This is a genomic window from Uruburuella suis, from assembly GCF_004341385.1.
Classification (GTDB): Bacteria; Pseudomonadota; Gammaproteobacteria; order Burkholderiales; family Neisseriaceae; genus Neisseria; species Neisseria suis.
The window spans coordinates 1-26446 of sequence record NZ_SLXE01000031.1 but is presented as its reverse complement, the minus strand read 5'-3'; the positions used below and the strand labels follow the sequence as shown (position 1 = coordinate 26446).

25 protein-coding genes are annotated in these 26446 nt (G+C 53.8%); 11 read left to right on the top strand and 14 right to left on the bottom strand.

Features of this window, described 5'->3' with window-relative positions; genetic code table 11:
- Positions 1-976: 976 nt before the first annotated feature.
- Positions 977-2074, top strand: a complete 1098-nt coding sequence (locus EV680_RS10105) for a conjugal transfer protein (RefSeq protein WP_132954618.1) — start codon at positions 977-979, stop codon at positions 2072-2074.
- Complete coding sequence (locus tag EV680_RS10100) at positions 2074-2538, top strand: low molecular weight protein-tyrosine-phosphatase (protein WP_132954617.1); 465 nt, start codon at positions 2074-2076, stop codon at positions 2536-2538. The genes EV680_RS10105 and EV680_RS10100 overlap by 1 nt, the downstream gene beginning before the upstream one ends.
- Positions 2539-2800: 262 nt before the next feature.
- Here EV680_RS10100 and EV680_RS10095 read toward each other — a convergent pair whose 3' ends face one another.
- Together EV680_RS10095 and EV680_RS10090 are read right to left on the bottom strand one after the other, a co-directional pair.
- The gene (locus tag EV680_RS10095) at positions 2801-3295 is read right to left on the bottom strand and encodes a DUF4442 domain-containing protein (protein ID WP_207894334.1); all 495 of its coding nucleotides are present in this window, start codon (positions 3293-3295) and stop codon (positions 2801-2803) included.
- A gap of 174 nt (positions 3296-3469) precedes the next feature.
- Positions 3470-4885, bottom strand: coding sequence for an alanine/glycine:cation symporter family protein (locus EV680_RS10090; RefSeq protein ID WP_132954616.1), 1416 nt, complete (start codon positions 4883-4885; stop codon positions 3470-3472).
- Positions 4886-5165: 280 nt separating this feature from the next.
- On the opposite strand from EV680_RS10090, the gene EV680_RS10085 reads away from it, so the two are divergent.
- The 5 genes from EV680_RS10085 to nusB all read left to right on the top strand — a co-directional run bounded on the left by EV680_RS10085 (position 5166) and on the right by nusB (position 8700).
- Complete coding sequence (locus EV680_RS10085) at positions 5166-5894, top strand: YebC/PmpR family DNA-binding transcriptional regulator (RefSeq protein ID WP_132954615.1); 729 nt, start codon at positions 5166-5168, stop codon at positions 5892-5894.
- A 258-nt stretch (positions 5895-6152) separates the two neighbouring features.
- The gene (locus tag EV680_RS10080) at positions 6153-7043 is read left to right on the top strand and encodes a DMT family transporter (RefSeq protein ID WP_132954614.1); all 891 of its coding nucleotides are present in this window, start codon (positions 6153-6155) and stop codon (positions 7041-7043) included.
- Positions 7044-7331: 288 nt separating this feature from the next.
- Positions 7332-7655: a DUF2185 domain-containing protein gene (locus EV680_RS10075; protein WP_132954613.1), complete on the top strand. Its 324-nt coding sequence runs from the start codon at positions 7332-7334 to the stop codon at positions 7653-7655.
- A gap of 79 nt (positions 7656-7734) precedes the next feature.
- The gene (ribH, locus tag EV680_RS10070) at positions 7735-8199 is read left to right on the top strand and encodes a 6,7-dimethyl-8-ribityllumazine synthase (RefSeq protein ID WP_132954612.1); all 465 of its coding nucleotides are present in this window, start codon (positions 7735-7737) and stop codon (positions 8197-8199) included.
- 75 nt (positions 8200-8274) lie between these two features.
- Positions 8275-8700, top strand: coding sequence for a transcription antitermination factor NusB (gene nusB / locus EV680_RS10065; protein ID WP_132954611.1), 426 nt, complete (start codon positions 8275-8277; stop codon positions 8698-8700).
- A 351-nt stretch (positions 8701-9051) separates the two neighbouring features.
- On the opposite strand, the gene nrdD is transcribed toward nusB, so the two are convergent.
- From nrdD to hda, 7 genes are all read right to left on the bottom strand, one after another.
- On the bottom strand, positions 9052-10833 hold the full coding sequence (nrdD, locus tag EV680_RS10060; RefSeq protein ID WP_132954610.1) for an anaerobic ribonucleoside-triphosphate reductase: 1782 nt from the start codon (positions 10831-10833) through the stop codon (positions 9052-9054).
- On the bottom strand, positions 10830-11300 hold the full coding sequence (gene nrdG / locus EV680_RS10055) for an anaerobic ribonucleoside-triphosphate reductase activating protein (RefSeq protein WP_132954609.1): 471 nt from the start codon (positions 11298-11300) through the stop codon (positions 10830-10832). Before nrdG ends, nrdD begins: the two co-directional genes overlap by 4 nt.
- 405 nt (positions 11301-11705) lie before the next feature.
- Positions 11706-12572, bottom strand: coding sequence for an ATP-binding protein (locus EV680_RS10050; protein ID WP_132954608.1), 867 nt, complete (start codon positions 12570-12572; stop codon positions 11706-11708).
- A 123-nt stretch (positions 12573-12695) separates the two neighbouring features.
- On the bottom strand, positions 12696-13079 hold the full coding sequence (panD, locus tag EV680_RS10045) for an aspartate 1-decarboxylase (RefSeq protein WP_132954607.1): 384 nt from the start codon (positions 13077-13079) through the stop codon (positions 12696-12698).
- A gap of 105 nt (positions 13080-13184) precedes the next feature.
- Positions 13185-13508: a divalent-cation tolerance protein CutA gene (cutA, locus tag EV680_RS10040; protein WP_132954606.1), complete on the bottom strand. Its 324-nt coding sequence runs from the start codon at positions 13506-13508 to the stop codon at positions 13185-13187.
- 224 nt (positions 13509-13732) lie between these two features.
- A complete protein-coding gene (locus tag EV680_RS10035; protein WP_132954605.1) occupies positions 13733-14401 on the bottom strand; it encodes a histidinol-phosphatase in 669 nt (222 codons plus the stop codon).
- On the bottom strand, positions 14398-15066 hold the full coding sequence (gene hda / locus EV680_RS10030) for a DnaA regulatory inactivator Hda (RefSeq protein ID WP_132954604.1): 669 nt from the start codon (positions 15064-15066) through the stop codon (positions 14398-14400). Before hda ends, EV680_RS10035 begins: the two co-directional genes overlap by 4 nt.
- A 216-nt stretch (positions 15067-15282) precedes the next feature.
- Between hda and EV680_RS10025 the strand changes: the two genes are divergently transcribed.
- Complete coding sequence (locus EV680_RS10025; RefSeq protein ID WP_132954603.1) at positions 15283-15921, top strand: DedA family protein; 639 nt, start codon at positions 15283-15285, stop codon at positions 15919-15921.
- Between the two features lie 255 nt (positions 15922-16176).
- On the opposite strand, the gene EV680_RS10020 is transcribed toward EV680_RS10025, so the two are convergent.
- Both EV680_RS10020 and EV680_RS10015 read right to left on the bottom strand, forming a co-directional pair.
- Positions 16177-16827, bottom strand: a complete 651-nt coding sequence (locus EV680_RS10020) for a fumarylacetoacetate hydrolase family protein (protein ID WP_132954602.1) — start codon at positions 16825-16827, stop codon at positions 16177-16179.
- A 277-nt stretch (positions 16828-17104) separates the two neighbouring features.
- Positions 17105-18823, bottom strand: a complete 1719-nt coding sequence (locus tag EV680_RS10015; protein ID WP_132954601.1) for a proline--tRNA ligase — start codon at positions 18821-18823, stop codon at positions 17105-17107.
- Between the two features lie 460 nt (positions 18824-19283).
- On the opposite strand from EV680_RS10015, the gene EV680_RS10010 reads away from it, so the two are divergent.
- Positions 19284-19940: a carbonic anhydrase gene (locus EV680_RS10010; RefSeq protein WP_132954600.1), complete on the top strand. Its 657-nt coding sequence runs from the start codon at positions 19284-19286 to the stop codon at positions 19938-19940.
- A 236-nt stretch (positions 19941-20176) separates the two neighbouring features.
- On the opposite strand, the gene EV680_RS10005 is transcribed toward EV680_RS10010, so the two are convergent.
- Both EV680_RS10005 and EV680_RS10000 read right to left on the bottom strand, forming a co-directional pair.
- Complete coding sequence (locus tag EV680_RS10005) at positions 20177-21802, bottom strand: ABC-F family ATPase (protein WP_132954599.1); 1626 nt, start codon at positions 21800-21802, stop codon at positions 20177-20179.
- Positions 21803-22190: 388 nt separating this feature from the next.
- Entirely contained in the window at positions 22191-23291 is a 1101-nt protein-coding gene (locus tag EV680_RS10000) for a glycerol dehydrogenase (protein ID WP_132954598.1), read from the bottom strand.
- 208 nt (positions 23292-23499) lie between these two features.
- Here EV680_RS10000 and EV680_RS09995 point away from each other — a divergent pair, with 208 nt between their 5' ends.
- Positions 23500-23700, top strand: a complete 201-nt coding sequence (locus tag EV680_RS09995) for a hypothetical protein (RefSeq protein ID WP_132954597.1) — start codon at positions 23500-23502, stop codon at positions 23698-23700.
- 64 nt (positions 23701-23764) lie between these two features.
- Positions 23765-24184 carry a DUF4124 domain-containing protein gene (locus EV680_RS09990; protein ID WP_132954596.1) on the top strand — a complete coding sequence of 140 codons (420 nt, stop codon included), beginning with the start codon at positions 23765-23767 and terminating at the stop codon, positions 24182-24184.
- Between the two features lie 503 nt (positions 24185-24687).
- Here the strand turns inward: EV680_RS09990 and mpl are convergent.
- Entirely contained in the window at positions 24688-26070 is a 1383-nt protein-coding gene (mpl, locus tag EV680_RS09985; protein WP_132954595.1) for a UDP-N-acetylmuramate:L-alanyl-gamma-D-glutamyl-meso-diaminopimelate ligase, read from the bottom strand.
- Positions 26071-26446: the final 376 nt, after the last annotated feature.

Sequence of the window (26446 nt, the reverse complement as noted above, 5' to 3'; positions counted from 1 at the left end):
TGCGTGTATGCACAAATTGCTGCGAATTCTGAATGCGAGAGTGCGCGATTACCTCCAATCAGAGCGCCTCGCTCACGCTTGATTTTAAGTGTTTAGTGTTTTTGACTGACGAGTTGGAAACGCAGTTGCAGCGCAAATTGCTGAGTATTCTGAATGGAAGCGTACGCAATTATCTCCATTCAGACGGCCTCTCCTGCGCTTGATTTTCAGTGTTTGGTGTTTTTGACTGACGAGTTGAAAACACAGTTGCTACGCGCGAATCAAAGCCCGACGCCCGACGTAGCGTGCAACTCAACCACCCACACTTGGCAGGATTAACGATTAAAGAAAAATGTAAGCAAACAGCACGAAAACCAAACAAAGGCCGTCTGAAAAAGGTTTCAGACGGCCTTTCAATGCAAGCATGAAAAACGCCTTGTTTCAAAACAAGGCGTTGGGTGAGAGAACAATGTTTGACTTTAACTTCATGATAACGCTTGTTGCAGAAAATCACTGTTGTCAGTGTTTGGCGCATCATCACCGTGTTTCAGCCAAGTTTCCGTGCCGTGCGGCTTATCGGAAAACGGTTTATTGCAAAAAAGATGTTTACTTGGTGTGCGCCGCGAGTGGCGTTCGGTTGCCGAGACCTGCTGTTTAAGCGGCCGCTGCCGGCATCATCTATTTGCACCAAGTAACTGCCTGCGGGTTTAAATCGACGGATACGCCGTTTGCGCAGATGTGTTTGATGGTTTGTACATCACAGGCTTCAACAAGCCACAGGCAGCCAATGCAATACTGAACGGCAAAAATGCAATCAATATATCCATCAACGCTCCTTCTTTATGTGAATACGGCTCTACCGTAACAAAACTTTCATCTGCCTGCAAGCGCCTTTACACAGAAAAAATCCGCGCCTTCCACCCGCCATAAAGCCCTATAGAACCGCACACCGCTTTCGCTATATAATCGCAGCACTTCAACCCGCCGGCTGCCCATCATGACCAACTGCTACACCCTGCCCGACACCCGCCCCTATCCCACCGATCCCGTAAAAAACGAATTGCTGCTTTATGCCGGCCAGATTGCGCAAAGCAGCAGCATCGCACAACGCAAGCTGGCGCAGGAATCGCTGGCGGCCGGCATCTACACCATGTTGCAGCAAAACCATTATCTGGGTTTGTCGGTGGCCATGAGCATGGCGCCCGACACCGCTGCTTATCAGGCTTTATTCAACAGCCTCGATGGCGCTTTGCAGGCCAAAACCGATGAAGAAGTGCAATGGTTTGCGCTGCCGGTGGTGCTGGTGGCCGGCTGCAAACAGGCGCAAAGCCGCTCAGCCGATGCGCCCGCGCTCGAGCTGGCCGCCTGCTTGGCCGATTATCCGGCCTTGCGCCCGCTCGCACAGGCCGATTGGCTGCCCAAGCTTGTGCACGCGCAAGATTTGGCGGCGGTAAACGCCGGCCAATGGTTTGCCGCCAAGCAAAGCCGCGAAGCCGCCGCAGCTTTTGCCGCCACGCTGCCGCAAGCCGATTTGGCCTTTCCCGAAGGCCAGTCGGTGCAGGTGGTGTTTGCGTTGGGCTATGGCAGCAAAGCGCTTCAAGCCGCTTTGCTGCCTTTGAAAGAGGCCGCACTGCCGCTGATGCAGGTGTGGCAGCAGGCGCTCACGCAAAGCGGCCTGACCTTATTTGCCAACCCGCTTCAGCCCGCCACGCCGCTGGCCGCGCTCACCGAGGGCAGCCATATGCGCCAACGCATGGCACTGGACGTGTTTGCCACCAACGCCATCCGAGCCATCCGCCTGCAAAGCCCGCGCGTGGGCGTGGTGATGGCTGCGCAGCAAGGCGGCACGCTGCTGTTTGGCTTCAACGCCACCGATGGCGCTTTTGAAGTGGCCGAGCAAGTGTTTGCCTGGCCGCTCTCGCCGGTGGAGCGCATCGAAACCGTGCAACAAGATTTTCTGGATTTGATGGTGGAATGCCAAGTGGAACACATCCGCCTGCTGCACGATGCGCTGCCCGAACGCACCGAATTGCCCACTTATGCGCAGGCACTCAACCTGCCCGGCCACAACCCTTTATTTGCCGAGCACCACTGATGAAAAACCACGCTGTTTTATTTGTGTGCCTGGGCAACATCTGCCGCTCGCCCATGGCCGAATATGTGTTGCGCCACCGCGCTGCCGAAGCCGGCGTGGCGCACCGCATTCATGTGCAAAGCTGCGGCACTTCGGGCTGGCACGATGGCGAAAACATGCATCAGGGCACACGCCGCACCTTGCAGCAACACGGCATTGCCGCCACAGGCTTTAGCAGCAGCAAAATCCGCCGCCAAGATATCGATGCTTACAATTTTCTGATTGTGATGGACGACGACAACCTCACCGAGCTCGAACGCCTTTTCGGCCGCCAAGCGCACAAAATTTTCAAGCTCTCCGACTTGCTGCCCGATTCGGGCTACAACGAAGTGCCCGACCCTTGGTATAGCGGCGATTTCGATGAAACCTACACGCTCGTGCGCGCCGGCAGCGATGCTTTATTGAAGAAGTTGGGTTTGCTGTAAGTGTGCCGTTATCCGCAAAGAGGCCGTCTGAAAGATGAATGTTTCAGACGGCCTTGAATTTTTGCTTTGGCCGATAGGCTGAAATTTAGCGGGCACAAGGGAAAAGCTTGTTCTGCGAACAAGTGTCGGATTCGAGAATCCGACCTACGCCGCTGCAATCATTTGCAGCATAAACCGAAGGCCGTCTGAAACGTTTCAGACGGCCTTCGTTGATGCATTCAGATTCAAAAACATCTTTGTCTACAACCACGCCGCAGGCACTTTAATCGCGCTTTTTCAACACCCACGCCCACACCATTTCCACCAGCACCGGCGCTTCGCCGCTCTCGTCGCCCACTTCGCAAGGCACAATCATATTGCCGCGCTCTTCGTTTTGCAGGCGTGCCGCCATCTCTTCGCTGATGTGCGCCACGGCATACATATTGCCCTCGGCGCGTTTCACATATTGGGCATTCATCGATTTGAGCAAAATCAGCTTATCGTCGGGCGTGTTCATCTGTGTGGCAAAGCCGGTGGCGGTTTCGGCCAACAACGCCATGGCGCAGGCGTGCACGCCGCCGATGTGGTTTTGCACCGCGCGCCGGTTGCGCACGCTCACGCGCACCTGCTCGCGGCTGATGTGTTCAAAGCGCAGGCCGGCCGTGCCCAAAAAAGGCACAAAGCGGCCCATCAGGCGGGTTTGCACGGCTTCGCGCCAAGAAGCGGGCAATTTATTCAAGCGGCCGAGGCTGCGGTACATTTTATTTTCAATACGCATGGTTTCTCTCTTTGATTTTATGGTTGGGGCACAAATGCGGGTTGTGCGTTCAGACGGCATCATAAAAGCATTTGCGCCCTGAAGAACAGCATGTTTTTAGTGCCTTTATACCAAATGATAAAACAACAAGGCCGTCTGAAAAAAGTTTCAGACGGCCTTGTATGTCAAGCCAATCTACAAATGCTGCTCATACGGATAGCTCATCGGCTGCCCCGATTTTTTCCGCCCCAAATAATCTTGATAAGCCGCGCGCACTTCTTTGCGCAGCAGGAAAAGCGCCAGCAGGTTGGGCATCACCATAAAGCCGTTAAACATATCCGACATATTCCACACCACATCCACCTTACCCAAAGCGCCAAGCACAATGGCACACAACACCAGCGTGCGGTAAGTGCCCAAGCCGCGGTGTTTGAAGAGATAGCGGATATTCGATTCGCCGAAATAATACCAGCCGATAATGGTGGTAAACGCAAAAAAAGTCAGGCACACGGCCAAGAGCTTCTGCCCCCAATGGCCGAAAGCAATGTGAAACGCCTCTTGCGTGACCGCCGCGCCTTTGAGGCCGAGCAGATTGGCATCGGTGAGCAAAATAATCAGCGCAGTGGCGGTGCACACCAACAGCGTGTCGATAAACACGCCGATAAAAGCCACTATGCCTTGCTGCACCGGGTGCGCCACTTGCGCAGTGGCGTGCGCATGCGGGGTGGAGCCCATGCCCGCTTCATTGGAAAAGAGCCCGCGCGCCACGCCGAAGCGGATGGCTTCGCGCACCGAAATGCCGGCCAGGCCGCCGCCCAGCGCCGCCGGGTCGAAAGCCGCCACCACAATCTGACGCATCACCGGCACGATATGCGCAGAAAACTGCACCAAAATCACCAGCGCGCAAATCATGTAAACCAGCGCCATAAACGGCACCACAAATTGGGCAAATTTGGCAATGCGCTCGATGCCGCCCACAATAATCGCCGCCGCCAGCGCCGCAATCACCAGTCCCACCGCTAAAGGCGGCAAGTCAAACGCCACCGTCACCGCCGAAGTGATGGAATTGGATTGAGTGGCATTGCCGATAAAGCCCAGCGCCAAAATCAGCGCCACCGAAAACACGCCTGCCAAGAGCCGCGCCGGCCGGTAGCCGAGCTTGGGCGTGAGGCCGTGGGTGATGTAAAAAGCGGGGCCGCCGATATATTTGCCGTGGCTCACCACGCGGTATTTCTGCGCCAACACCGCTTCGGAAAAAATGGTCGACATGCCCAAAATCGCCGAGAGCCACATCCAGAAAATCGCGCCCGGCCCGCCCGCGGTGATGGCCGTGGCCACGCCGGCCACGTTGCCCGTGCCGATTTGCGCCGAAATCGCCACCGCCAGCGCCTGAAACGACGACAGCGATTTTTGGTCTTTACCGCCTTGGCCGCGTTTTTGAAACAAGCCACCAAACACCTGCTTCATGCCCTCGCCAAAGCGCGTAATCTGCGGCACGCCCAGATAAAGCGTGAAAAACAGCCCGATGCCGATCAAGCCGTAAATCAGCAGATAATCCCACAAAATATGGTTTACCGCGCTCACCCAGCTATTGAGTAGTTCTTCTGTCATCCCTCGCTCCCGCGTGCTTTATGAAACAATATTTCAAATTGATTTTCATTGGTTCGCCAATAAAATGCCGCCAATAATCATCAAACAGCCGTGATTTTACATGGAAAAATCAAAATATCGTTTTGCGCTGCATCAAATCCGGCCAACAGGCTTTCAGACGGCCTCAGCCAAAAAGGCTTAATCATGAAACTTTACTACCAAAATACCGCACCGTTTTTTATGCTAAAATACGCCCGTTTCAAACCCTCATTCCGCCACGCGGATACAGCAAGGAATACACATGGCCGGCCATAGCAAATGGGCGAATATCCAGCACAAAAAAGCCCGACAAGATGCCAAACGCGGCAAAATCTTCACCCGTTTGATCAAAGAAATCACCGTGGCTGCCCGCATGGGCGGCGGCGACCCCGCATCCAACCCGCGCCTGCGCCTAGCGATGGACAAAGCTTGGGATGCCAATATGCCCAAAGACAACGTGCAGCGCGCCATCGACAAAGGCACCGGCAACCTCGAGGGCGCCGACTACATCGAATTGCGCTACGAGGGCTACGGCATCGGCGGCGCTGCGCTGATGGTTGACTGCCTTACCGACAACAAAACCCGCACCGTGGCCGATGTGCGCCATGCCTTCACCAAAAACGGCGGCAACCTCGGCACCGATGGCTGCGTGGCGTTTAATTTCGTGCACCAAGGCTATTTATTGTTTGCCCCCGGCCTCGATGAAGACACGCTGATGGAAGCCGCGCTCGAAGCCGGTGCCGAAGATGTGGCCGCCCACGACGACGGCTCGTTTGAAGTGATCACCACACCGGGCAACTGGGCCGAAGTGAAAGCCGCGCTCGAAACGGCCGGCTTCAAATCGGAAGACGGCGACGTGACCATGCGCGCGCAAAACGAAACCGAATTGAGCGGCGAAGAAGCGGAAAAAATGCAAAAGCTGATCGATGCTCTGGAAGATCTCGACGATGTGCAAGAGGTGTATACCTCGGCGGTGTTGAATTTCGATTAAGCTTTTTTTGATTGTCGACACAAGGCCGTCTGAAACTTTGCTTTCAGACGGCCTTGGTTTGAATGAGCATGGCGTAGGTCGGATTCTCGAATCCGACACTTGCTCGAAGAGCAAGCTTTCCCGCGATGCCCGCCAAACTTCAGCCTATCGGCCAAATGCCGGACATAAACATCCCACCCACAACTTGTTTTCATTTTCATTATTTCAGACGGCCTGTTATGATACAGGCCGTCTGAAAACCTTGAACGAGCCGATTATATGTTACCCACCGCCGCGCCCTCCCACCGCAACGCCGCCGCCAGCCTGGTGGTGGGCTGCGTAGTATTCGGGCTGGGCAGCCTGATTGTGAAATTCGTGCCCGTGGGCGCTTATGCCATCGCTTTTTGGCGTTTGGCCGTGGCCGGAATAATTTTCTGGCTGCTGGCGCGTTTTTTCGGCCAGCGCCTGCCCAAAAACAAAAAAGCCGTCAAAATGGCGCTGATTTCCGGCGTGTTTCTCGGCTTTGATTTGGCGCTGTGGCACGAAAGCATTTATGCCGTGGGTCCGGGCATTTCCACCCTGCTCAACAGCCTGCAAATCTTTTTTCTCTCTGCCATCGGCTTTTTCTTTTTCGGCGAGCGCCAAACGCCGTTGCAATTATTGAGCCTCGTGATCGCCATCAGCGGTGTGGCGCTCATCGGCAGCCCCGAGCTTAGCCACAACAGCGCGGCCGTGTGGGGCTTTGTGAGCGGCATCACCTCGGGCGCGATGCTGGCGCTCTCGATGATTTTCATCCGCGAAACCCATAAAATCGAAAAAACGCCGCTGTTTCCGATGATGCTGTTGGTGAGCCTGGGCGGCATGGCCGCGCTGGTGCTGCCCTCGCTGCTTTTCAACAGCAGCAATCTTTATCCCACCAATTGGCACGATGTCGGCCTGATTCTGATTTACGGCGCCGTGATGCAATGCCTGGCCTGGGGCATGATTGCCTATGCTGTGCCGCTGTTGCCGCTCACCCTCACCGGCCTTTTGCTCTTGAGCGAGCCGGTGGCCGCGCTTTTGATTGATTATTTCTGGCTGCACAAGCCCATCAACGGCCTGCAATGGGGCGGCGCCGCGCTCACGCTGTTTGCCATTTATCTGGGCTCGCTCAAAAGCAAACATGCTTAAACAGCCCTACATTTAGAATCAACAGCATCCCTCACACAGAGGCCGTCTGAAACTTTTCATACCAATCCAAAAAAAATAACCTAACTTCGTTGGCTCGCCTAGCCGTACTAGGTGTACTGTCTTCGGCTCGCCGCCTTGTTAGCTTACTTTTTTTGAATTGGTATCAGACGGCCTCTGTGATCAACAGCGCATGTCATGCACCCGCCGCACCCCATCCCAACCGTGCGAAACGCCGCCGAATCGTGTAAAATCCACTTTTACAATCATCAGGCCGTCTGAAAAAACATTATGAATAAATTTGCCTCCGCCCTTTCCACCGCGCTGGGCCGCTGCATCGCCACCAAAGCCGTGAGCGAAGAAGGCGCGCCGGTGGGCTTTATGTATCGCGAAGCGCCGGTGTTTGAAAACGACAGCGGCTGGCGCTTTTTCAGCGGCGACGAAACCGACGAATATTGCGACAACCCCGATAATTTCACCGTTTACAGCATCAGCGACATCACCCAAAGCAACCCGGCGGTAAACGAATTCATCAATCAACCCGAAGGCAGCGCTTGGGAATCAAACGAACAAGGCGAATTTCAAGCCGTGGCCGACTGGCAGCCGAAAGACTGATTTTCCCGCCGCCATCATTATGCACGGCCGCCGGCTTGAATAGCCCAAAACCCACCTTAATTAAAATAGAGAGAATGCCATGAAAACCCTGCTCCCCAACCTCAACGGCAAAGGCCTGCGCATCGGCATTGTGCAAGCACGTTTCAGCAACGAAATCGGCAGCGCCATGCTGCAAGTGTGCACCGACAAGCTGCAAGAAATGGGCGTGAAAACCAAACACATCACCATCGCCACCGTGCCCGGCGCGCTGGAAGTGGCGCTGGTGCTGCAAAACATGGCCGCCTCGGGCCGCTACGATGCCTTAGTGGCCATCGGCGCCGTGATTCGCGGCGAAACTTATCATTTCGAGCTGGTGGCCAACGAATCGGGCGCCGCCATCACCCGCGTGGGGCTGGATTTCAACATCCCGATTGCCAACGCCGTGCTCACCACCGAAAACGATGAGCAAGCGCATGTGCGCATCGAAGAAAAAGCCCGCGATGCCGCCGTGGTGGCGGTGGAATGCGCCAACCTGATCAACACCTTAATCGGTGCCGACGATTAATTTTTTGTTCAGACGGCCTGTTGGCGCAAGCATTTTGCCAACAGGCCGTCTGAACGCTATTGCAAGGAAGCCCTTATGAAAACCGCCCGCCGCCGCGCCCGCGAATTTGCCGTGCAGGCACTTTACCAAGCCGCGCTCAACCAAAGCAGCGCCGCCGAAGTGACGCAAAACATCCGCGAAAGCAGCGATTTTGCCAAAGCCGACGAGCCTTTGTTTACCGCCATTTTCTTTGGCGCCCACGCCAACCAGCGCGATTACATGCAACAAATCCGCCCGCTGCTCGACCGCGATGAAAACGATTTGAGCCCCATCGAGCGCGCCGTGCTGCTGATGGCCTGCCACGAATTGGCCGCTATGCCCGAAACCCCTTATCCGGTGATCATCAACGAAGCCATTGAAGTGACCAAAACCTTCGGCGGCACCGACGGCCACAAATTTGTAAACGGCATACTCGACAAACTGGCGGTGCAATTGCGCCCCAACGACCCTAAACGCAATTGAGCCGCAGCTGAATCAAAGGCCGTCTGAAACGTTTTCAGACGGCCTTTTTCAATCACCCCCGCCAAACCCGTAGGTACGGTTAGGCCGCAGGCCGTAACCGTACGCATGCGAATCAAGCAGAATGTGCCCTATTCCGACAAGTCCGAAGCGCGTTCGCACTCATGCGTACGATTACGCTGCGCTAATCGTACCTACGCACTGGCCGTGCACTCGCCAAACCCGTAGGTACGGTTAGGCCGCAGGCCGTAACCGTACGCATGCGAATCAAGCAGAATGTACCCTATTCCGACAAGTCCGAAACTCGTGCGTATCCATGCGTACGATTACGCTGCGCTAATCGTACCTACGCTGCTATGCCGCATGCCGGTGGTAATGCCGCAATGCGTGCTCTTTGCGGCGGGGGCTGCTGAAGGCAGACACGCGCTTGAGATAGCCGATCACGCGGGTGCCGTAATCGATATCGCGGCTGCCGCAGGCGCTGCACGCTTCTCGGGTGCGTTTGTCGATGTGGCCGCATTCGTTGCAGATGGTGATTTTCACGTTCACGCAGAAATAATTGCAGCCGGTGCGGGCGGCGATGTTAAGCAGCGAGCGGTAGCCGCTTCGGCTTAAGGCTTCGTCCAAATTCAAGTGCAGCGCCGAGCCGCCGTCGAGCCATTCGGTGAGCTCGCGCCCATGCAGCAGAAATTTATCGAGCGCGTTGGTTTTATCGTCTTCCACCACATAAAAATACGAATTATAGCAATCGCGCGCCACTTTATAGCCGTCGGCTTTGTCCCATTGGGCGTTTTTCGCGCCGAGGTTTTCTGCCGGTACAAATTCGGTGTTGAAACGCACGCCGTATTGTTTCGAGGCGGCTTTGTTGGCTTCGAAAATGGTTTTCAGACGGCCTTGCACAAATTCGATGTATTCGGGATTGTAGCCCACAGCAATACCGCAGGCTTCGGCCGCTTCGGCCATGCCGTTGATGCCGATGGTGAGAAACTGTTTGTCGAGCGTGATAAAGCCGGCATCGTAAACCGGCAACATGCCGGCGGCCTGATATTCTTCCATCAGCTTGCGATAGGCATATTGATAGCGGTGGACTTTGCCCACTTCTGTTGCCAAGTCGCGCCCGTCTTGCTCGAGCCGGTTCATATTGAGCGTGATCACATTAATCGAGCCGGTGGCCACGCCGCCTGCGCCCAAGGTGTAGGAAAAAGTGCGGTCGTCGATTTGGTTGCGCAAGCGACAGCAAGAGGCAAGCGAATCGGGATTGTCGGAAAGATAAACGAAAAACGAATTGCCCTCGGCCAATTCTTGCGCCATTTCGTCGGCAAACTGTTTATCCTTGCATTCGCCCTTGTCGGTGAGCATGGCGGCGGTAACCACCGGAAAAGTGAGCACCGATTTGCTGCGCTCTTGATTAAACCATTTGAGAAAATAATTTTGCAGCCGCGCCACGCTTTGCCACTCGGGTTTGGTGAAATCGGGAAACACAAAATCGCCGAACATGGCCTCGAAATAATGCGCGTCATAAAGCGAAATATTCCAAAACACGCTCTGATAGCCGCGCGCGGCGGCGGGCTGGTTGATGCTGTACACCACATGCTGCAAATGGTTGGCCACTTCGTGCGCGTGGGTGCTTAGATAATCATCGCCATAATCGCGGCGGGCGAAATAATCGAAATAAGTGAGAAATTCCACCGTGGCCACCGCGCCGGCAAATTGGGCGCTGATGGCAAACACCAAATTGACAAACGAGCCGCAAAAAGAAGCCAGATGTTTGGGCGCTTGCGATTCGCCGCCAAGCTTGGCTAGCCCGTCGCGCAGGAAAGGATAAAGCGTTACCGACACGCAATAAGGCTTGAGGCTGGTTTCATCGTGCACATAAATTTCGTGCGCCTCAATCTGGCGGATGTATTCCTGCGCCCATTCTGCGCCGAAAAGCTCGCTGATTTTTCGGCTCACTTGCGCGCGGTTGACCTGCACCAGAAAATCCTTCATCAATTCGTTTTCCATGGTGGCGATATTTTTATGCGTTACATTGGCGTTGGCGTCCATTTTCGAGCCATCGGCCGCGTTGGCAGCGGCGATATAGTCGTCCATAAAACGCAGCTTGCCGTGAAGTTGTTCGGGATGCAGCCGAATCATAGGGTTTCTCCTTGAAACAAATGATTGAGGTTGGCGCCGGAGCGCAAGTCGGTAAATTGTTGATTGGTGGCCGGATTGTTCAAGCCGCCGCGCTTGGGCAGCCAGCGGCCGGTTTTCAGATAAGTGAGGTGCGGCAGCAAAGAAGCGCTCAGCTCGTTGCGCTCAAGGCCGGTGTAGAGGCAGGTGTGCAGCCCTTCTTCGCGGGCAATGCGCAGCATGCCCTCAAGCAACGCGCCATGCCATTCACCGCCCATAAACAGCACGCAGCTGATCAGGCCGCGATATTGCTGCAAACGGCTGCGCAAATAATCTTCGCTCAACACCGCACCCCGCCCTGCTTTCCAGCTGCCGCTGCTGTGGCAGCCTTGGCAGCGCAGCGGGCAGCCCGAGCAGAGAAACGCCAGCGACACTTCCCCCGGCACTTCCTGCCACACGATTTCCTCGCGATCAAACCTGAGCTGCTGCATCACTCGCCCCTAAAAATACCATATCTAGTATGAAAACATGCCGCCAACCACTAAATATGGTATTTTATGGATTTTCCGATTCGGCTTTCTGACCTGCATCAAGTTACGGCAGGCAACAATGTAAAAGATGAATGCAAAATGATTATTTGAAAATCAATCAACAAAGGCCGTCTGAAAAATATTCAGACGGCCTCTCATTTTCAACACGGCAAGCGTGTTTTACGCCAACATCGCCGCGAGATGAAATATAGTGGAATGCAGGAAGAAGTGACACAACGGGTGGGTTGGGTTGAAAACCCAACAAGCCCACAGGCCATCTGAAACGTTGGGTTTGGCAACCCAACCTACCTGTTATAGTGCGTAGTTTTGTATCCCTTTTTCTTGCATGCCACTATATAAACACCCCTAATCCACCACCCTTTGCCCGGGCAGCCGCCCCGCCCAATCGCAGGCAAACTGCCAGGCAATGCGCCCCGAGCGGCTGCCGCGCATCAACGACCAATTGAGCGCGGCGTGGCGGGCGGTGTCGTCCAGCGGTAGGCCGAAATCGGCGAGCCAGTTTTCCACCGCTTGCAGATAATCGTTTTGGTCAAACGGGTAAAAGCTCAGCCACAAGCCGAAACGGTCGGAAAGCGACACTTTTTCTTCCACCGCCTCTTTGGGCTGCACCTCGCCGCGTATGCCGGTGGTGGCCTGGTTTTCATCCATATATTCGGGCATCAGGTGGCGGCGGTTGGACGTGGCATACACCAGCACATTGTCACAGCGCTGCGAGAGGCCGCCGTCGAGCGCAGTTTTCAAGGCTTTATAAGTGTCTTCGCCGCTCTCAAACGACAAATCATCGCAAAACACAATAAACTTTTCCGGCCGCTTTTCCAGCAGCGTGAGCAAAGAAGGCAGGCTCACCAAATCGGTTTTGTCCACTTCGATCAGGCGCAGGCCGCACGCGGCATATTCGTGCAGCAGCGCCTTCACCAGCGACGATTTGCCCGTGCCGCGCGCGCCGCTCATCAGCACATTATTGGCCGGCCGCCCTTCGAGAAACTGCTCGGTGTTGCGCACCAGCCGCTGCATTTGCGTGTCCACTGCGGCTAAACGATTCAGCGGAAAAGTATGCGGATTGGGCAGGCTTTCCAACACGCCGCGCCGCCCCACGCTCTGCCAGCGGTAAGCCAGCGCCCGCCAATCCGGCTCGGCCGCTTCGGGCGGCAGCAAGGCATCGAGGCGGTTTAACACGGAAGCGGCTTGTTTTAAAAATTTGGCAAGTTTCATAATGTTTCAGACGGCCTGAGGGATGGATGTCGAGAAAAACCATTATGCAGCTTGAAATGAATACACACAAGAAAAGGCCGTCTGAAAAAATATTTCAGACGGCCTTATGGTTTTCATGCCATCTCACAACACCGTGTGCGGCGGCTCGTAATGGATGATGCCGCGGATTTTGTTTTGCTCGTTTACCAGCACCACTTTGGGCTCGTGGTTTTTTGCCTCTTCGTTGCTCATCAACACATACGACATAATAATCACGATGTCGCCCTTTTGCACCAGCCGCGCCGCCGCGCCGTTGAGGCAGATCACGCCGCTGCCGCGCTCGCCGGGAATGGTGTAGGTTTCCAGGCGCGCGCCGTTGTTGTTGTTTACAATTTGCACTTTTTCGTTCACACAAATGCCGGCCGCATCAAGCAGATCTTGATCAATGGTGATGCTGCCGACATAGTTTAAATCGGCTTCGGTAACGGTGGCGCGGTGGATTTTGCCGCCGAGCATGGTGCGGAACATGGCTTGCTTTCTTTAAAAATTCAAATGGTTATCAAGCTTTCAGACGGCATCTGAAGGCCGTCTGAAAGCTTGAAAAACACCACAGGCGTTTTCAGACGGCCTGTATTATAACCCCAAAGCGGCCTTCGCCCAGCGTAAATATGGAGCAAAGCCCCTACTCACCGGCTGCATCAGAATTTGCGGGCATTCATAGCTGTGCAAGGCGCGGATGGTTTTTTCTACGGCGGCATAATGGCAGCGGGCGGATTTGATGGTGAGGCGGATTTCGCCGTCGATGCGCGTTTCGCCCTGCCATTCATAATGGCTCCAAATGATTTCATATTGCACGCAGGCGGCGAGCTTTTTTTCCAGCAGCGCCGCGCCGATGCGCTGTGCTTCTTCGCGGTCGGCGGCGGTGGTGGTGATGATCACGGGTTTGTATGGCGGCATTTCAGACGGCCTAACTTGTTGATTAATTAAATATAGGAGAAAAAATGAAAACGGATACAAACATACACACAGAAGTTTAAACCGCGTGCGTGGCTGCGCCAAGCACCCTACCCGCGATTTGGGATTTCTTATTTCGCATCCGTTTTTCTTTGATTTCACTGCTGTCTGAAACCTTGGGTTTATCAACCCAATCTACGCTGTTACAGCCCTACTTCAGACGGCCTTTACATAAAATTCAACACCGGCCAGCCTTTTTCCGTGGCTTCTTGCAGCAACACTTCATCGGGATTCACCGCCACGGGGTCGCTCACATGGCGCAAGAGCGGTAAGTCGTTTTTCGAATCGCTGTAGAAATAGCTTTTGCCGTAGCTTTGCAGAGTTTCGCCGCGCGCAGCCAGCCATTCGTTCAGGCGTGTGATTTTGCCCTCTTTCAGGCTGGGTGTGCCGATATAGCCGCCGGTGTAGCGCCCGTTTTCACCGATTTCGAGCTGTGTGCCGATAATGTTTTCAATGCCGAACAAGTGGCAGATGGGTGTGATGATGAATTCGTTGGTGGAAGAAATCACCAGCAATTCGTCGCCGGTTTGGCGGTGGCTCTGCACCAGCATTTTCGCCATCGGGCTGATGTGCGGCAGAATGAATGCTTGGGTGAATTCGCGGTGCATGTCGGCCAATTCTTCCATGCTGAAGCGGGTGAGCGGCGCGAGCTGGAATTGCAGAAATTCATCGATATCGAGGCAGCCGTTGAGGTAATCTTGATAGAATTTGTCGTTTTTCATGCGCACAAATTCGGCATCGACCACGCCTTTTTGCATCAGGTATTGCGGCCAGGTGTTGTCGGAATCGGCGTTGATCAGCGTGTGGTCGAGATCGAAAATGGCGAGGTTGGTCATTCGGCTTCCTGTTGTTTTAAAAGCTGGCGCAGCAAGGGCAGCGTGATGCGCTTGCCCATCATCATGGAATAATTGTCCAGCGTGTCGAGCATCTGCACGAGGCTGTCCATATCGCGGCGCCAGTGGTTGAGCAGATAGGTGAAAATTTCGGGGTCGACGGTGAGCTGGCGGGCGGCGGCCATGTCGGCGAGCGCGGCGGTTTTTTCTTGGTCGCTCAAAGGCTTCACGTCATACACCAGGCAATAGCCCATGCGCGTGCGCAAGTCTTCGCGGATAAGCAATTGCTGCGGCGGCACATCGGCCGAGAGCAGCAAAAAACCTTTGCCGCTGTTGCGAAAGCGGTTAAACACGGCAAAAAGCAGCGCCTGCTCGTCATCATTGAGTTTTTCTGCCTGATCGATGGCCAGATAATCGGCTTCGAAAGCCTTGTCAGTGAGCGGCATGCGCGCGGCATCCACATAAGCGGCTTCGTGCCCCGCCTGCAAAGCCTGCGCCACCCATGCCTGCAAAAGATGGCTTTTGCCCGAGCCTTGCTGCCCCCACACATAAATAAACTGCCCGTGTTGCTGTTGCAGCACATGCAGCAATTCGGCATTGGCTGTGCCCAGAAATTTATCGAATCCGGGGTAGGCCTGGTGGGCGAAATCAAAAATAAGCTGGTTCACAAACAATCTTTTTGCGTTGGGCAATGTGCGCAATTGTACGTTGTTTCCACGCAGAGCGGCAAGCCGCGCCGTTTGTTTGATTCGTTTGGCGCGCCATGCTTTTTCCCCTAAAATAGCGAACTTCAAATCATGAAGGCCGTCTGAAACAGGGCCTTCTTAAGACTTTATTCAGACAGCCTGTTTAAAATCCCCGCTTCCCATCAAGAAAGACTATTCGTGATCAGCACCATTATCGATTTTATCCTGCACATCGACCAGCATCTGGCCGCTCTTTCCGCCGAATACGGCGTGTGGATTTATGCCATTTTGTTTTTAATCATCTTCTGCGAAACCGGCCTGGTGGTCACGCCTTTTCTGCCGGGCGACTCACTCTTGTTTGCCGCCGGCGGCATTGCCGCCTTGGGCGAAATGAATATTCACTTGATGGTGGCGCTGCTTTTGGTGGCCGCCATTTTGGGCGACGCGGTGAATTTCGCCATCGGAAAATATTTCGGCGCGCGCCTTTTTGCCAACCCCGATTCCAAAATCTTCCGCCGCGCCTATCTCGACAAAACCCACGCTTTTTATGAAAAACACGGCGGCAAAACCATTATCATCGCCCGCTTTGTGCCGATTGTGCGCACATTCGCGCCTTTTGTGGCCGGCATGGGCAATATGCACTACGGCCGCTTTATCCGCTACAACATCATCGGCGCCATTTTGTGGGTGGTGCTGTTTTCTTATGCCGGCTACTTTTTCGCCAACATTCCGCTGGTGAAAAACAACCTCGCGCTGGTGCTGGCCGCCATTATCGTGATTTCGGTGCTGCCCGGCGTAATCGAAGTGGTGCGTGCGCGCCGCGAAGCGAAACGGTAAGGCCGTCTGAAAAAGGCCGTCTGAAAACAATTTCAGACGGCCTTTTATTGCCCATCACCACTTCATACCCATTCAAAAAAATAATATACAAACAGACAGCCTGTAGGTCGGATTCTCGAATCCGACACTTGTTCGCAGAACAAGGCACGCACATCGCTTTGGCCGTTGGCCAAACGTCGGATTCAAGAATCCGACCTACGCGGATAATGTTGCCGAACTGCTTTTATTTTGTCAGGTTATTTTTTAGAATGGGTATCACACCACTTCAAACGCCGCCTGCACCACGCCGGCCAAATCCAGCGCCAGCTTGTCGCCGCTGTGCAGCTGCCCCACGCCGGCGGGCGTGCCGGTAAACACCACATCGCCTGCGCGCAAGCCATAGCTTTCAGCCAGCTCCTGCAAAATCGCCGCCAGCGGGTAAATCATGTGCGAGGTGTGGCCGTGTTGGCGCATTTCGCCATTCACTTTAAACGTGAATTCGCAATCTTGCGGCCGACTCAATTTATCCGCCGCCACAAAATCCGACACACAAGCCGCGCCGCGAAAACCTTTGGCCTTCGTCCACGGCAACCCTTTTTCTTTCAGACGGCCTTGCACATCGCGCGCGGTCAAATCCAGCCCCACGCCGTAGCCGGCAATGATTTTCAGCGGATTTTCTGCATCAATGCCGTCTGCGTCTTCACCAATCAGCAACACCAATTCGCATTCATAATGCACCGAGGCGCTGTAAGCCGGCAATTTAATGGCCGCACCCTGATGCAGAATGCTGTTGTTCGGTTTCATAAACACCACCGGCTCGGTGGGCGTTTCGTTTTTCAATTCGGCAATATGGTCGACATAATTGCGGCCGATGCAGAAGATATTGTTTACCTGCACCGGGCGGGTTTCGAGCATCACGTTCGGCATTTCAAGCTCCTTCGGTATTTTTCGAAAATAAAATCAGCAATATACAAAATGCTATAATGGAATGCATAAAAAAGTGCTACGGCGGGTAGGTTGGGTTGTAAACCCAACCAATTCACAAGCCGTCTGAAACGTTGGGTTTATCAACCCAACCTACGCCGTTGCAAAATGCAGTTGCGTGCAACTTTATTATTGCATTTCACTATATGCAAACTAAATTCAAGCAGGCTTTGCCCCATCACAAAAAGGCCGTCTGAAAACTTTTCAGACGGCCTTTTGATTATTTCGCATTTATCGCAGCAAGCACTTTTTCCACCACTTCGCCCACGGGCACGCTTTGCGATTCACCCGCGCGGCGTTCGGCGTATTCGACATTGCCTTCTTTCAAGGCGCGGTCGCCGATGACGATGCGGTGCGGGATGCCGAGCAGCTCGGAATCGTTGAGCAACACGCCGGCGCGCTCGTCGCGGTCGTCGAGCAGCACGTCGGCGCCGGCGGCGAGCAGGTCGGCATAAAGCTTATCGGCCGCTTCGCGCACGCTGTCGGATTTTTTATAGTTCATCGGCACAATCACCACGGCAAAGGGTGCCATGGCGTCGGTCCAGATGATGCCGCGCTCGTCGTTGTTTTGCTCGATGGCGGCGGCCACGATGCGGGTGATGCCGATGCCGTAGCAGCCCATTTCCATCACTTTGGCTTTGCCGTTGTTGTCGAGCACGGTGGCGTTCATGGCTTCGGAATATTTGGTGCGCAATTGGAACACATGGCCCACTTCGATACCGCGTGCGAGTTTCAGACGGCCTTCACCATCGGGACTCTCATCGCCTTCGATCACGTTGCGCAAATCGACAAATTGCGGCTCGGCGGCATCGCGGCCGAAGTTGAAGCCGGTGTAGTGTTGGTCGTCTTCATTGGCGCCAATCACCCAATCGGCGCCTTTTTCGGTGGCGAAATCGGCATACACGCGGCCGGTGAAACCCACGGGGCCGAGCGAGCCGCCATTGGCGCCGAATTGGGCGCGGATTTGCGCGGGGTCGGCCATGGTGAGCGGGGTTTTCACGCCGGCGAGTTTTTCGGCTTTGATGTCGTTGAATTCGTGGTCGCCGCGCAAGAGCAGCAGCACGATTTCGCCTGCTTCTTCGCCTTCCACCACAATGGATTTGAGCGTTTGTTCAATCGGAATATTTAAAAATGCCACCAAGGCGGCGATGGTTTTCACATCGGGGGTGTGCACTTTGGCCAATTGGGCAGCGGCGGCAGCGCGCGCGCCTGCCAGCGGCAGGGTGGCGGCCAATTCGACGTTGGCGGCGAAATCGGAAGTGTCGCTATAGGCAATCACGTCTTCACCGCTCTCGGCCAGCACTTGGAATTCGTGCGAGCCGGTGCCGCCGATGCTGCCGGTGTCGGCGGCCACGGGGCGGTAGTTCAGGCCGAGGCGGTCGAAAATGCGGCAATAGGCGTCATACATGGGCTGATAGCCTTCGTTTACCAATGATTCGTAATCGGCGTGGAAGGAATAGGCATCTTTCATCACAAATTCGCGCGCGCGCATCACACCGAAACGCGGGCGCACTTCGTCGCGGAATTTGGTTTGGATGTGGTAGAAATTTTTCGGCAATTGTTTATAGCTGGTGATTTCTTTGCGCACGATGTCGGTAATCACTTCTTCGCAAGTGGGGCCCATACAGAAATCGCGGGTGTGACGGTCTTTGATGCGCAGCAATTCTTTGCCGTAAAATTCCCAGCGCCCGCTCTCTTGCCACAATTCAGCCGGCTGAATCACCGGCATCAGCAATTCCACTGCGCCTGCGCGGTTCATTTCTTCGCGCACAATGTTTTCCACTTTACGCAACACGCGCAAGCCCATCGGCATCCAAGTGTAGAGGCCGGAAGCCACGCCTTTCACCAAACCTGCGCGTATCATCAGCTGATGGCTGGGCAACGTGGCTTCGGCGGGGGCTTCTTTTAAGGTGGAAATAAAAAACTGGCTGGCTTTCATAATCGGTAAATTCTGGTGTGTAAAATGATGCGTGATTGTACCGCGAAAAGGCGGCAGCAACATGTTTTTCTCGGCGGATTCGGCCATTTCGGGCGACTGTCAACCGCTTTCATACACAGCTTTCAGACGGCCTTGTTTTTGCTAAGCTTTTTCTTAATGGCGTTTCACCCTTTGATTGATTAAATTTAATTTATTGATTTTTATATGCTTTTTTATTGCCTGAATTTTAGGCAATGATAAACAGCGTTTGCTGCAACAAGGTTTTTTCCTCTTAAGCCCTATTTATACACAAGCTTATCCACAGATTTTGTGTATGGTTTGTGACACGTTGCGTTTGCATCCGCATGGTCGGCATAAAAGTTAAGCTTGTGTAAAACCCGCACTTGCCCGCTGCGTTTGTTGGGGCTAAAGTAAGCGTTTCGATAATATAGCAACCACACACTTCAATCAGGACAATAATATGGCCCATAAAACCCAACAAGATATTTTCGAACACAACCGCCTGTGGGCCGAGCAGAAATTGCAGGCCGACCCGCATTTTTTCGACACGCTCTCTGCCGCGCAAACGCCGGATTATCTTTATATCGGCTGCGCCGACAGCCGTGTGAGCGCCGAAGAAATGATGGGCATGGCACCGGGCGAAGTGTTTGTGCACCGCAACATCGCCAATATGGTCAATGCGCTCGACATCAACGCTGCTTCGGTGGTGCGCTATGCGGTGGAGCATTTGAAGGTGAAGCATATTGTGGTGTGCGGCCATTATCAGTGCGGCGGCATTTTGGCGGCCATGCAGCCGCGCGATTATGGCTTGCTCAACCCGTGGCTGCGCACCATACGCGATGTTTACCGCCTGCACCGCGATGAGCTTGATGCGATTGCCGACGAGCAGGCGCGCTACGATCGCTTGGTGGAATTAAACGTGCAGGAGCAATGCATCAATCTGATTAAAATCGCCTGTGTGCAAAAACGCTATCTGCACGAGCAATACCCCACCGTGCACGGCTGGGTGTTTGATATCCGCACAGGCCGTCTGAAAGATTTAAATATTGATTTCAAAGGCATTTTGAGCGACATTCAGCGGATTTACGATTTAACCGACAGCGAATGGTCGATGTAGGCAGGCAAGCGGGCAATACGCTGCCCGGTAAAAATATCAACCTATTGTTTATAAACAGTTATTCAAATTTTTGATGATAACCAAAGGCCGTCTGAAACATTTTTCAGACGGCCTTTGCTCTGTTAAAAAGCTTATACCCATTCAAAATAGCAAGCCAACCAAGCGGCGAGCCGCCGGCAATGCCAATAGCACGACAGGGCGAGTCAACGCAGTAAGATTATTTTTTGAGATGTGTATTACACGCCTTTTTTATCCAGATAGCTTTCATAATCGCCCAAATAATGCTCGTAGCCGCCTTGGCCGTCGAGCTCGATAATCTGGGTAGCCAGCGAGGACACAAACTGGCGGTCGTGCGACACGAAAATCAGCGTGCCGTTGTATTTTTCCAGCGCCATATTGAGCGATTCGATGCTTTCCATATCCATGTGGTTGGTGGGCTCATCCATCACCAGCACATTGGGCTTGAGCAAAATCAGCTTGCCGTAGAGCATGCGGCCTTTTTCGCCGCCGGAGAGCACCTGCACCTGTTTCACCACATCGTTGCTGCCGAAAAGCAGGCGGCCGAGGGTGCCGCGGATGACTTGCTCGTCGTCGCCCTCCTGCCCCCATTGGCGCATCCATTCGGTGAGGTTCATTTCCACATCGAAATCGTTTTCATGGTCTTGCGGGTAGTAGCCGACATTGGCTTTTTCCGCCCATTTGATGTGGCCGGCATCGGCGGCCAAGCCTTCGCTGTATTCAGGGGCAAACGCACCGGCCAGCAATTTGAGCAGCGTGGATTTGCCCGCGCCGTTGGGGCCGATAATCGCCAGGCGCTCGCCGGCATCGAGCATGAAATTGAGGTTTTTAAACAAAGGCACATCAAAGCGCTTGGCCACGCCGGCCGCTTCCACCGCTTGGCGGTGCAGCTTGCTTTTTTCGTCGGCTTCAAAGCGGATATACGGGTTTTGGCGGGTAGAAGGTTTCACCTCGACCATTTCCGACTTGATTTTATCGGCCTGTTTCAAGCGGCTGGTGGCTTGGCGGGCTTTGGATTTGTTGGCCGAAAAGCGCGCCACAAATTCTTGCAGCTCTTGCAGGCGTTCTTTGGCTTTGGCGTTGTCTTTCATCGCCCGTTCGCGCGATTGCGCCGAAGCGAGCATGTAGTCATCATAATTGCCCGGATAAATGGTGATGCTGTTGTAATCCACATCGGCCATATGCGTGCACACTTCGTTGAGAAAGTGGCGGTCGTGCGAGATGATGATCATGGTGGAATCGTATTGGTTCAACACGCCTTCGAGCCAGCGGATGGTGTTGATGTCCAAGTTATTGGTGGGCTCGTCGAGCAAGAGCACATCGGGCTTGGAAAACAAAGCCTGCGCCAGCAACACCCGCAGCTTGAAGCCGGGCGCCACTTCGCTCATCAGCGCATTGTGCAAATCTTCGGAAATGCCCACGCCGCTCAAAAGCTCGCCGGCGCGCGCTTCGGCGGTGTAGCCGTCGTATTCGGCGAACTTGGCTTCCAAATCGGCCGCACGCATATAATCGTCTTCGGTGGCATCGAGATTGGCATAAATCGCATCGCGCTCGGTCATCGCCGCCCACATTTCCACATGCCCCATCATCACCACATCGAGCACGCGCATGTCTTCATAAGCGAATTGGTCTTGACGCAATTTGCCCAAGCGCACGCCGTTTTCAATCGCCACTTCACCGCCGCTGGGCTCCAAATCGCCGCCGAGGATTTTCATAAAAGTCGACTTGCCCGAGCCGTTGGCGCCGATTAGGCCGTAGCGGTTGCCTTCGCCGAATTTCACAGATACATTTTCAAACAGCGGCTTGGCGCCAAACTGCATGGTAATGCCGTTGGTAGAAATCATTTTTCAATAAACCTTTTGCAAAAGAATCATTTAAATCGGCGGCGATTGTATCATATTCGGCCATCTGCTGCCGTGGTATCTTGAGACCGTCTGAATGTTCAGACGGCCTTCGGGCGCAAGCCGAAGCCGGGCGGGTATATATAGTGGAATGCATAAAAAAGTGATACGGGGGTAGGTTGGGTTGCAAACTCAACAAATCCACAAGCCGTCTGAAACGCTGGGTTTATCAAACTAACCTACGGCAGTTTCGTATCAATTTTTCTTGCATTTCACTATAGTGTTCGCCAGCACAATGTTTTTCTTTTCTTGATGATGCTCAGATTGTTTCTGAACAAAGCAAAGGCCGTCTGAAACCTTTCAGACGGCCTTTGCTTTATTTATCGCGCGCTCAGTCTTTATATTGCTGCAAGAGCTGATCGGCGGCCACAATCGCATCGTAAACCATGTCCGGTGTTACCTTGAAAGGCTCGTTGTGGATGGTTTCGCCCTCGGCGCAGGAAAGTTCGGCCACTTGGCGCCATTCGGCTTCTTTGAATTCTTTCAAACCCAAATCGGCCAAGGTAAGCGGCAGACCCACGGCTTTGATGATGCCGATCACTTCTTCCAATTCTTCAGACGGCACCCCTTCCATCACCAATTGGGTAACCAAGCCGAAAGCCACTTTTTCGCCGTGCATCGCGCCGTGCAGATCGTGCACCGCGGTCATGCCGTTGTGAATCGCGTGCGCCGCCGCCAAACCGCCGGATTCGGCACCCACGCCGCTCATGTAAATAGTGGCTTCGATGGTGCGTTCCAACGCGGGTGTCACCGCTTTGGCCGCCACGGCGCTCATGGCCTGCGGCGCGTAATCGCGTATGGTTTCATAACACATTTTGGCAATGCCCAAACCGGCCAGGCTCGGCTGCATCAGCACCAGATTGATGCCGTTGCTGGCATAGCAGGTGCGCGCTTCAAAATAAGTGGCCAAGCCGTCGCCCACACCGGCGGCGAAAAAGCGCGCCGGCTCGGCGGCCAGCAATTTGGTGTCGGCCAGCACGGCGTTGGGGTTATTCGGCAGGAAAAGATAGCGGTTAAACGAGCCGTCGGCATTGTAAACCACAGTCAGCGCGGTGCAGGGCGCATCGGTGGAAGCCAGCGTGGGGAAAATCACCACCGGCACGTTTTTGTAGTAAGCTACGGCTTTGGCGGTGTCGAGCGTTTTACCGCCGCCGATGCCCACCACAAAGCGGCAGCCGGCTTGGTCGAATTCGGCTTGCTGGCGGTTGATTTCTTCATCAGACGACTCGCCGCCAAACACGGTAAACACGCCTTTCACGCCGTGTTCAGCCAAGCTCGCTTTTGAATCGGCTGCGGCTTTTTCGGCGATAAAGGGGTCGCAGATAATCAGGCCGGCATCGCCGTATTGTTTGATGTGTTTGCCCAAATCGGCCAGCAAGCCGGCTTGGATCAGAAATTTCATCGGAGAGGTGATGGATTTAACGGCAGCCATTTCAAATTCCTTTCTGTGGGTGTGTGTCGTTGAAATTTAACTACAAATATACACTGCTGAGTCTGCTTGATATTGCGTCAAATCAAATAATACATGTTTGATTTTTATGGCTCACCTTTATTTAAACTTCCTAAACTTCTTTAATTGATTGAATTTAAATTATTTCAGACGGCCTTTATTATTTTATTTTATTATTAATGGAAATATTTTGAGCACTGAAAAAATCTACTACACCATCATTATTCTGGTGTCCGCCCTCTCCGTGCTGCTCAGCCCGTTTTTCTATATCCGGCGCGGCAAGCCGCAAAGCAGCCGGCCGGCTGCGCGGATGGGCTGGTGGCTGATTATCGCCAGCAATATTTTGGTGGCGCTGGTTTTATTCGCGGTGTGGTATTTCTGGCTGGCTTGAAAACGTATGCACAAATGCTTATATTGTCTTCATCTTCTTTTAAACCCTAATTAACGAGCCTGCCATGAAAAAAATATGGGCCATTTTGCTAATGAGCACCGCTGCGCCTGCTGTTGCCGCTTCTGTGTATGAGTGCAGCGGCAAAAACGGCCAAACCACTTACACCCAAAACCCTAGCGGCAGCCATTGCCGGCCGGCCAACTTGGGCGCGCCCAGCATTTACAGCGCTGCCCCTGTGCCTGCCATTCGCAACACAGAAGCACCTGCAGCAGCGCCCGCAGCCAGCAGCCATCAAAGCGATGTGCAGCGCGCGCAGGAAGAATTGGCGCAGGCACAAAAGAATCTAGAGGCCGGCCGACAAGTGCGCTATGGCAATGAGCGCAATTATGCCCGCTATCAGCAGCGCATTCAGGGCCTGGAGCAAGCCGTGCAAAACGCACGTCAGAAATTGGAGCAAGCCCAAGGCGGGCAAATAGCTGATTGAAGAAAACAAAAAATGCCGTCTGAAATCGTTCAGACGGCATTTTTAATGCTTATTGCTTCATAGTAATACCCATTCAAAAAAGTAAGCTAACAAGGCTGCAAGCCTGCGACAGTACAACGAGTACGGCAAAGCAAGACAACGAAGTTAGGTTATTTTTTGGATTGGTATAATACCCATTCGAAAAAATAATATACAAACAGGCAGCCTGTAGGTCGGATTCTCGAATCCGACACTTGTTCGCAGAACAAGGCACGCACATCGCTTTGGCCGTTGGCCAAACGTCGGATTCAAGAATCCGACCTACGCGAATGATGCTGCCGAACTGCTTTTATTTTGTAAGGTTATTTTTTAGAATTGGTATAACAAGGCAGATTGGGTTCGCTTCAAACCTAAGCGCCTACCTGCACAGAAGCAGCGGGCTTGAGTTATGCAAAGGCCGTCTGAAAGGTTTTCAAACGGCCTTTGCATATTACACAACAATGATTTATTTATTTGAATCGGCATCAGCCCTGTTTCAGCGCCAGCAGCAGCTTATCGTGTATTCCGCCAAAACCGCCGTTGCTCATCACCAAAATATGATCGCCTGTTCTCGTTTCGTGCACAATTTCTGCCACAAAAGCCTCAAAATCCCCGCCTACATGCAACTTCTCGCCCAAAGGTGCCAGCGCTTCAGCCACATCCCAATCCACTTCTCCCGCATAGCAAAACACCTGATCCGCCGCTTGCAGGCTCTCGGGTAAAGCCGCTTTCATGCTGCCCAGCTTCATCGTGTTTGAGCGCGGCTCCAGCACCGCCAAGATGCGTGCCTTGCCCACTTTTTGACGCAAGCCGGCCACGGTGGTGGCAATGGCGGTGGGGTGGTGGGCAAAATCATCATATACCGTGATGCCGTTTTGCGTGCCTTTGATTTCCATGCGCCGCTTCACATTTTTAAAATCCCCCAAGGCTTCACATGCCGCCGCAACAGACACACCCACATGACGGGCAGCCGCAATAGCGGCCAAAGCATTCAGCCGGTTGTGCTCACCCATCAGCACCCAAGCCACATGCCCCACTTTTTCACCGTGTAAACGCACATCAAATGCCCCATCGGCCTGCACATTGGCCACCTGCCAGCCATCGTGGTTGCCAAAAAATTCCACCGGCGTCCAGCAGCCTTTATCGAGCGTTTCGCGCAGGGCAGGCTCCGTGCCGTTGCAGACAATCAGCCCTTCACCCGGCACGGTGCGCACCAAATGATGAAATTGGGTTTGAATCGCGGCCAAATCCGCAAAAATATCGGCATGATCGAATTCAAGATTATTCAACACACATGTTCGTGGGCGGTAATGCACAAATTTGCTGCGCTTATCGAAAAAAGCCGTATCATATTCATCGGCTTCAATCACGAAAAACGGCGAACGGCTGCCCGAATCTTGAGCAGGCGCTTGCGGCAAGCGCGCCGACACACTGAAATTTTGCGGCACCCCGCCGATTAGGAAACCGGGCGCCAAACCGGCATACTCCAACACCCAAGCCAACATGCTGGCCGTGGTGGTTTTACCGTGCGTGCCCGCCACCGCCAGCACCCAACGGCTGTGCAACACATTTTCCGCCAACCATTGCGGCCCGGAAACATAAGGCAAACCCCGATTGAGAATCGCCTCAACCACCGGCATGCCCCGTTTGGCCACATTGCCAATCACATACACATCAGCCGCAAAATCTTGCAACTGCGCCACATCAAAACCCTCATGCACATCAATGCCGAGCGCTTCGAGCTGGGTGCTCATCGGCGGATACATTTTGGCATCGCAACCGCTCACCTTAAAGCCGGCTTCTTTTGCAATAGCGGCCACGCCGCCCATAAACGTGCCGCCAATGCCGATAATATGGATATGTTTCATGATTGTGCTGTGTGAAAAATAAAAACGTATTATAGCCCAATGCCTTTTGGCGTGATATGTCCGATACCATGCAAACTCATTCTCATCCGACATTGCAACGCTCAAAACACCACCGCGGCACGTGATTTACTATCGATTATTTTAAGACTGAACAAACACACCAAAGGCCGTCTGAAAGCCGTATGAGTATTCAGACGGCCTTTAAGCCTGCTATTTCGTATTGGCTATTGACCGGCTATTGGCCGCAGGCCGCAGCCGCCAAGAAGAAGCCCCGCTGATATTCAGCGGGGCTTCGGAAGGGGTGCCTGGCAGTGACCTACTTTCACATGGGTATCCACACTATCATCGGCGCTGAGTCGTTTCACGGTCCTGTTCG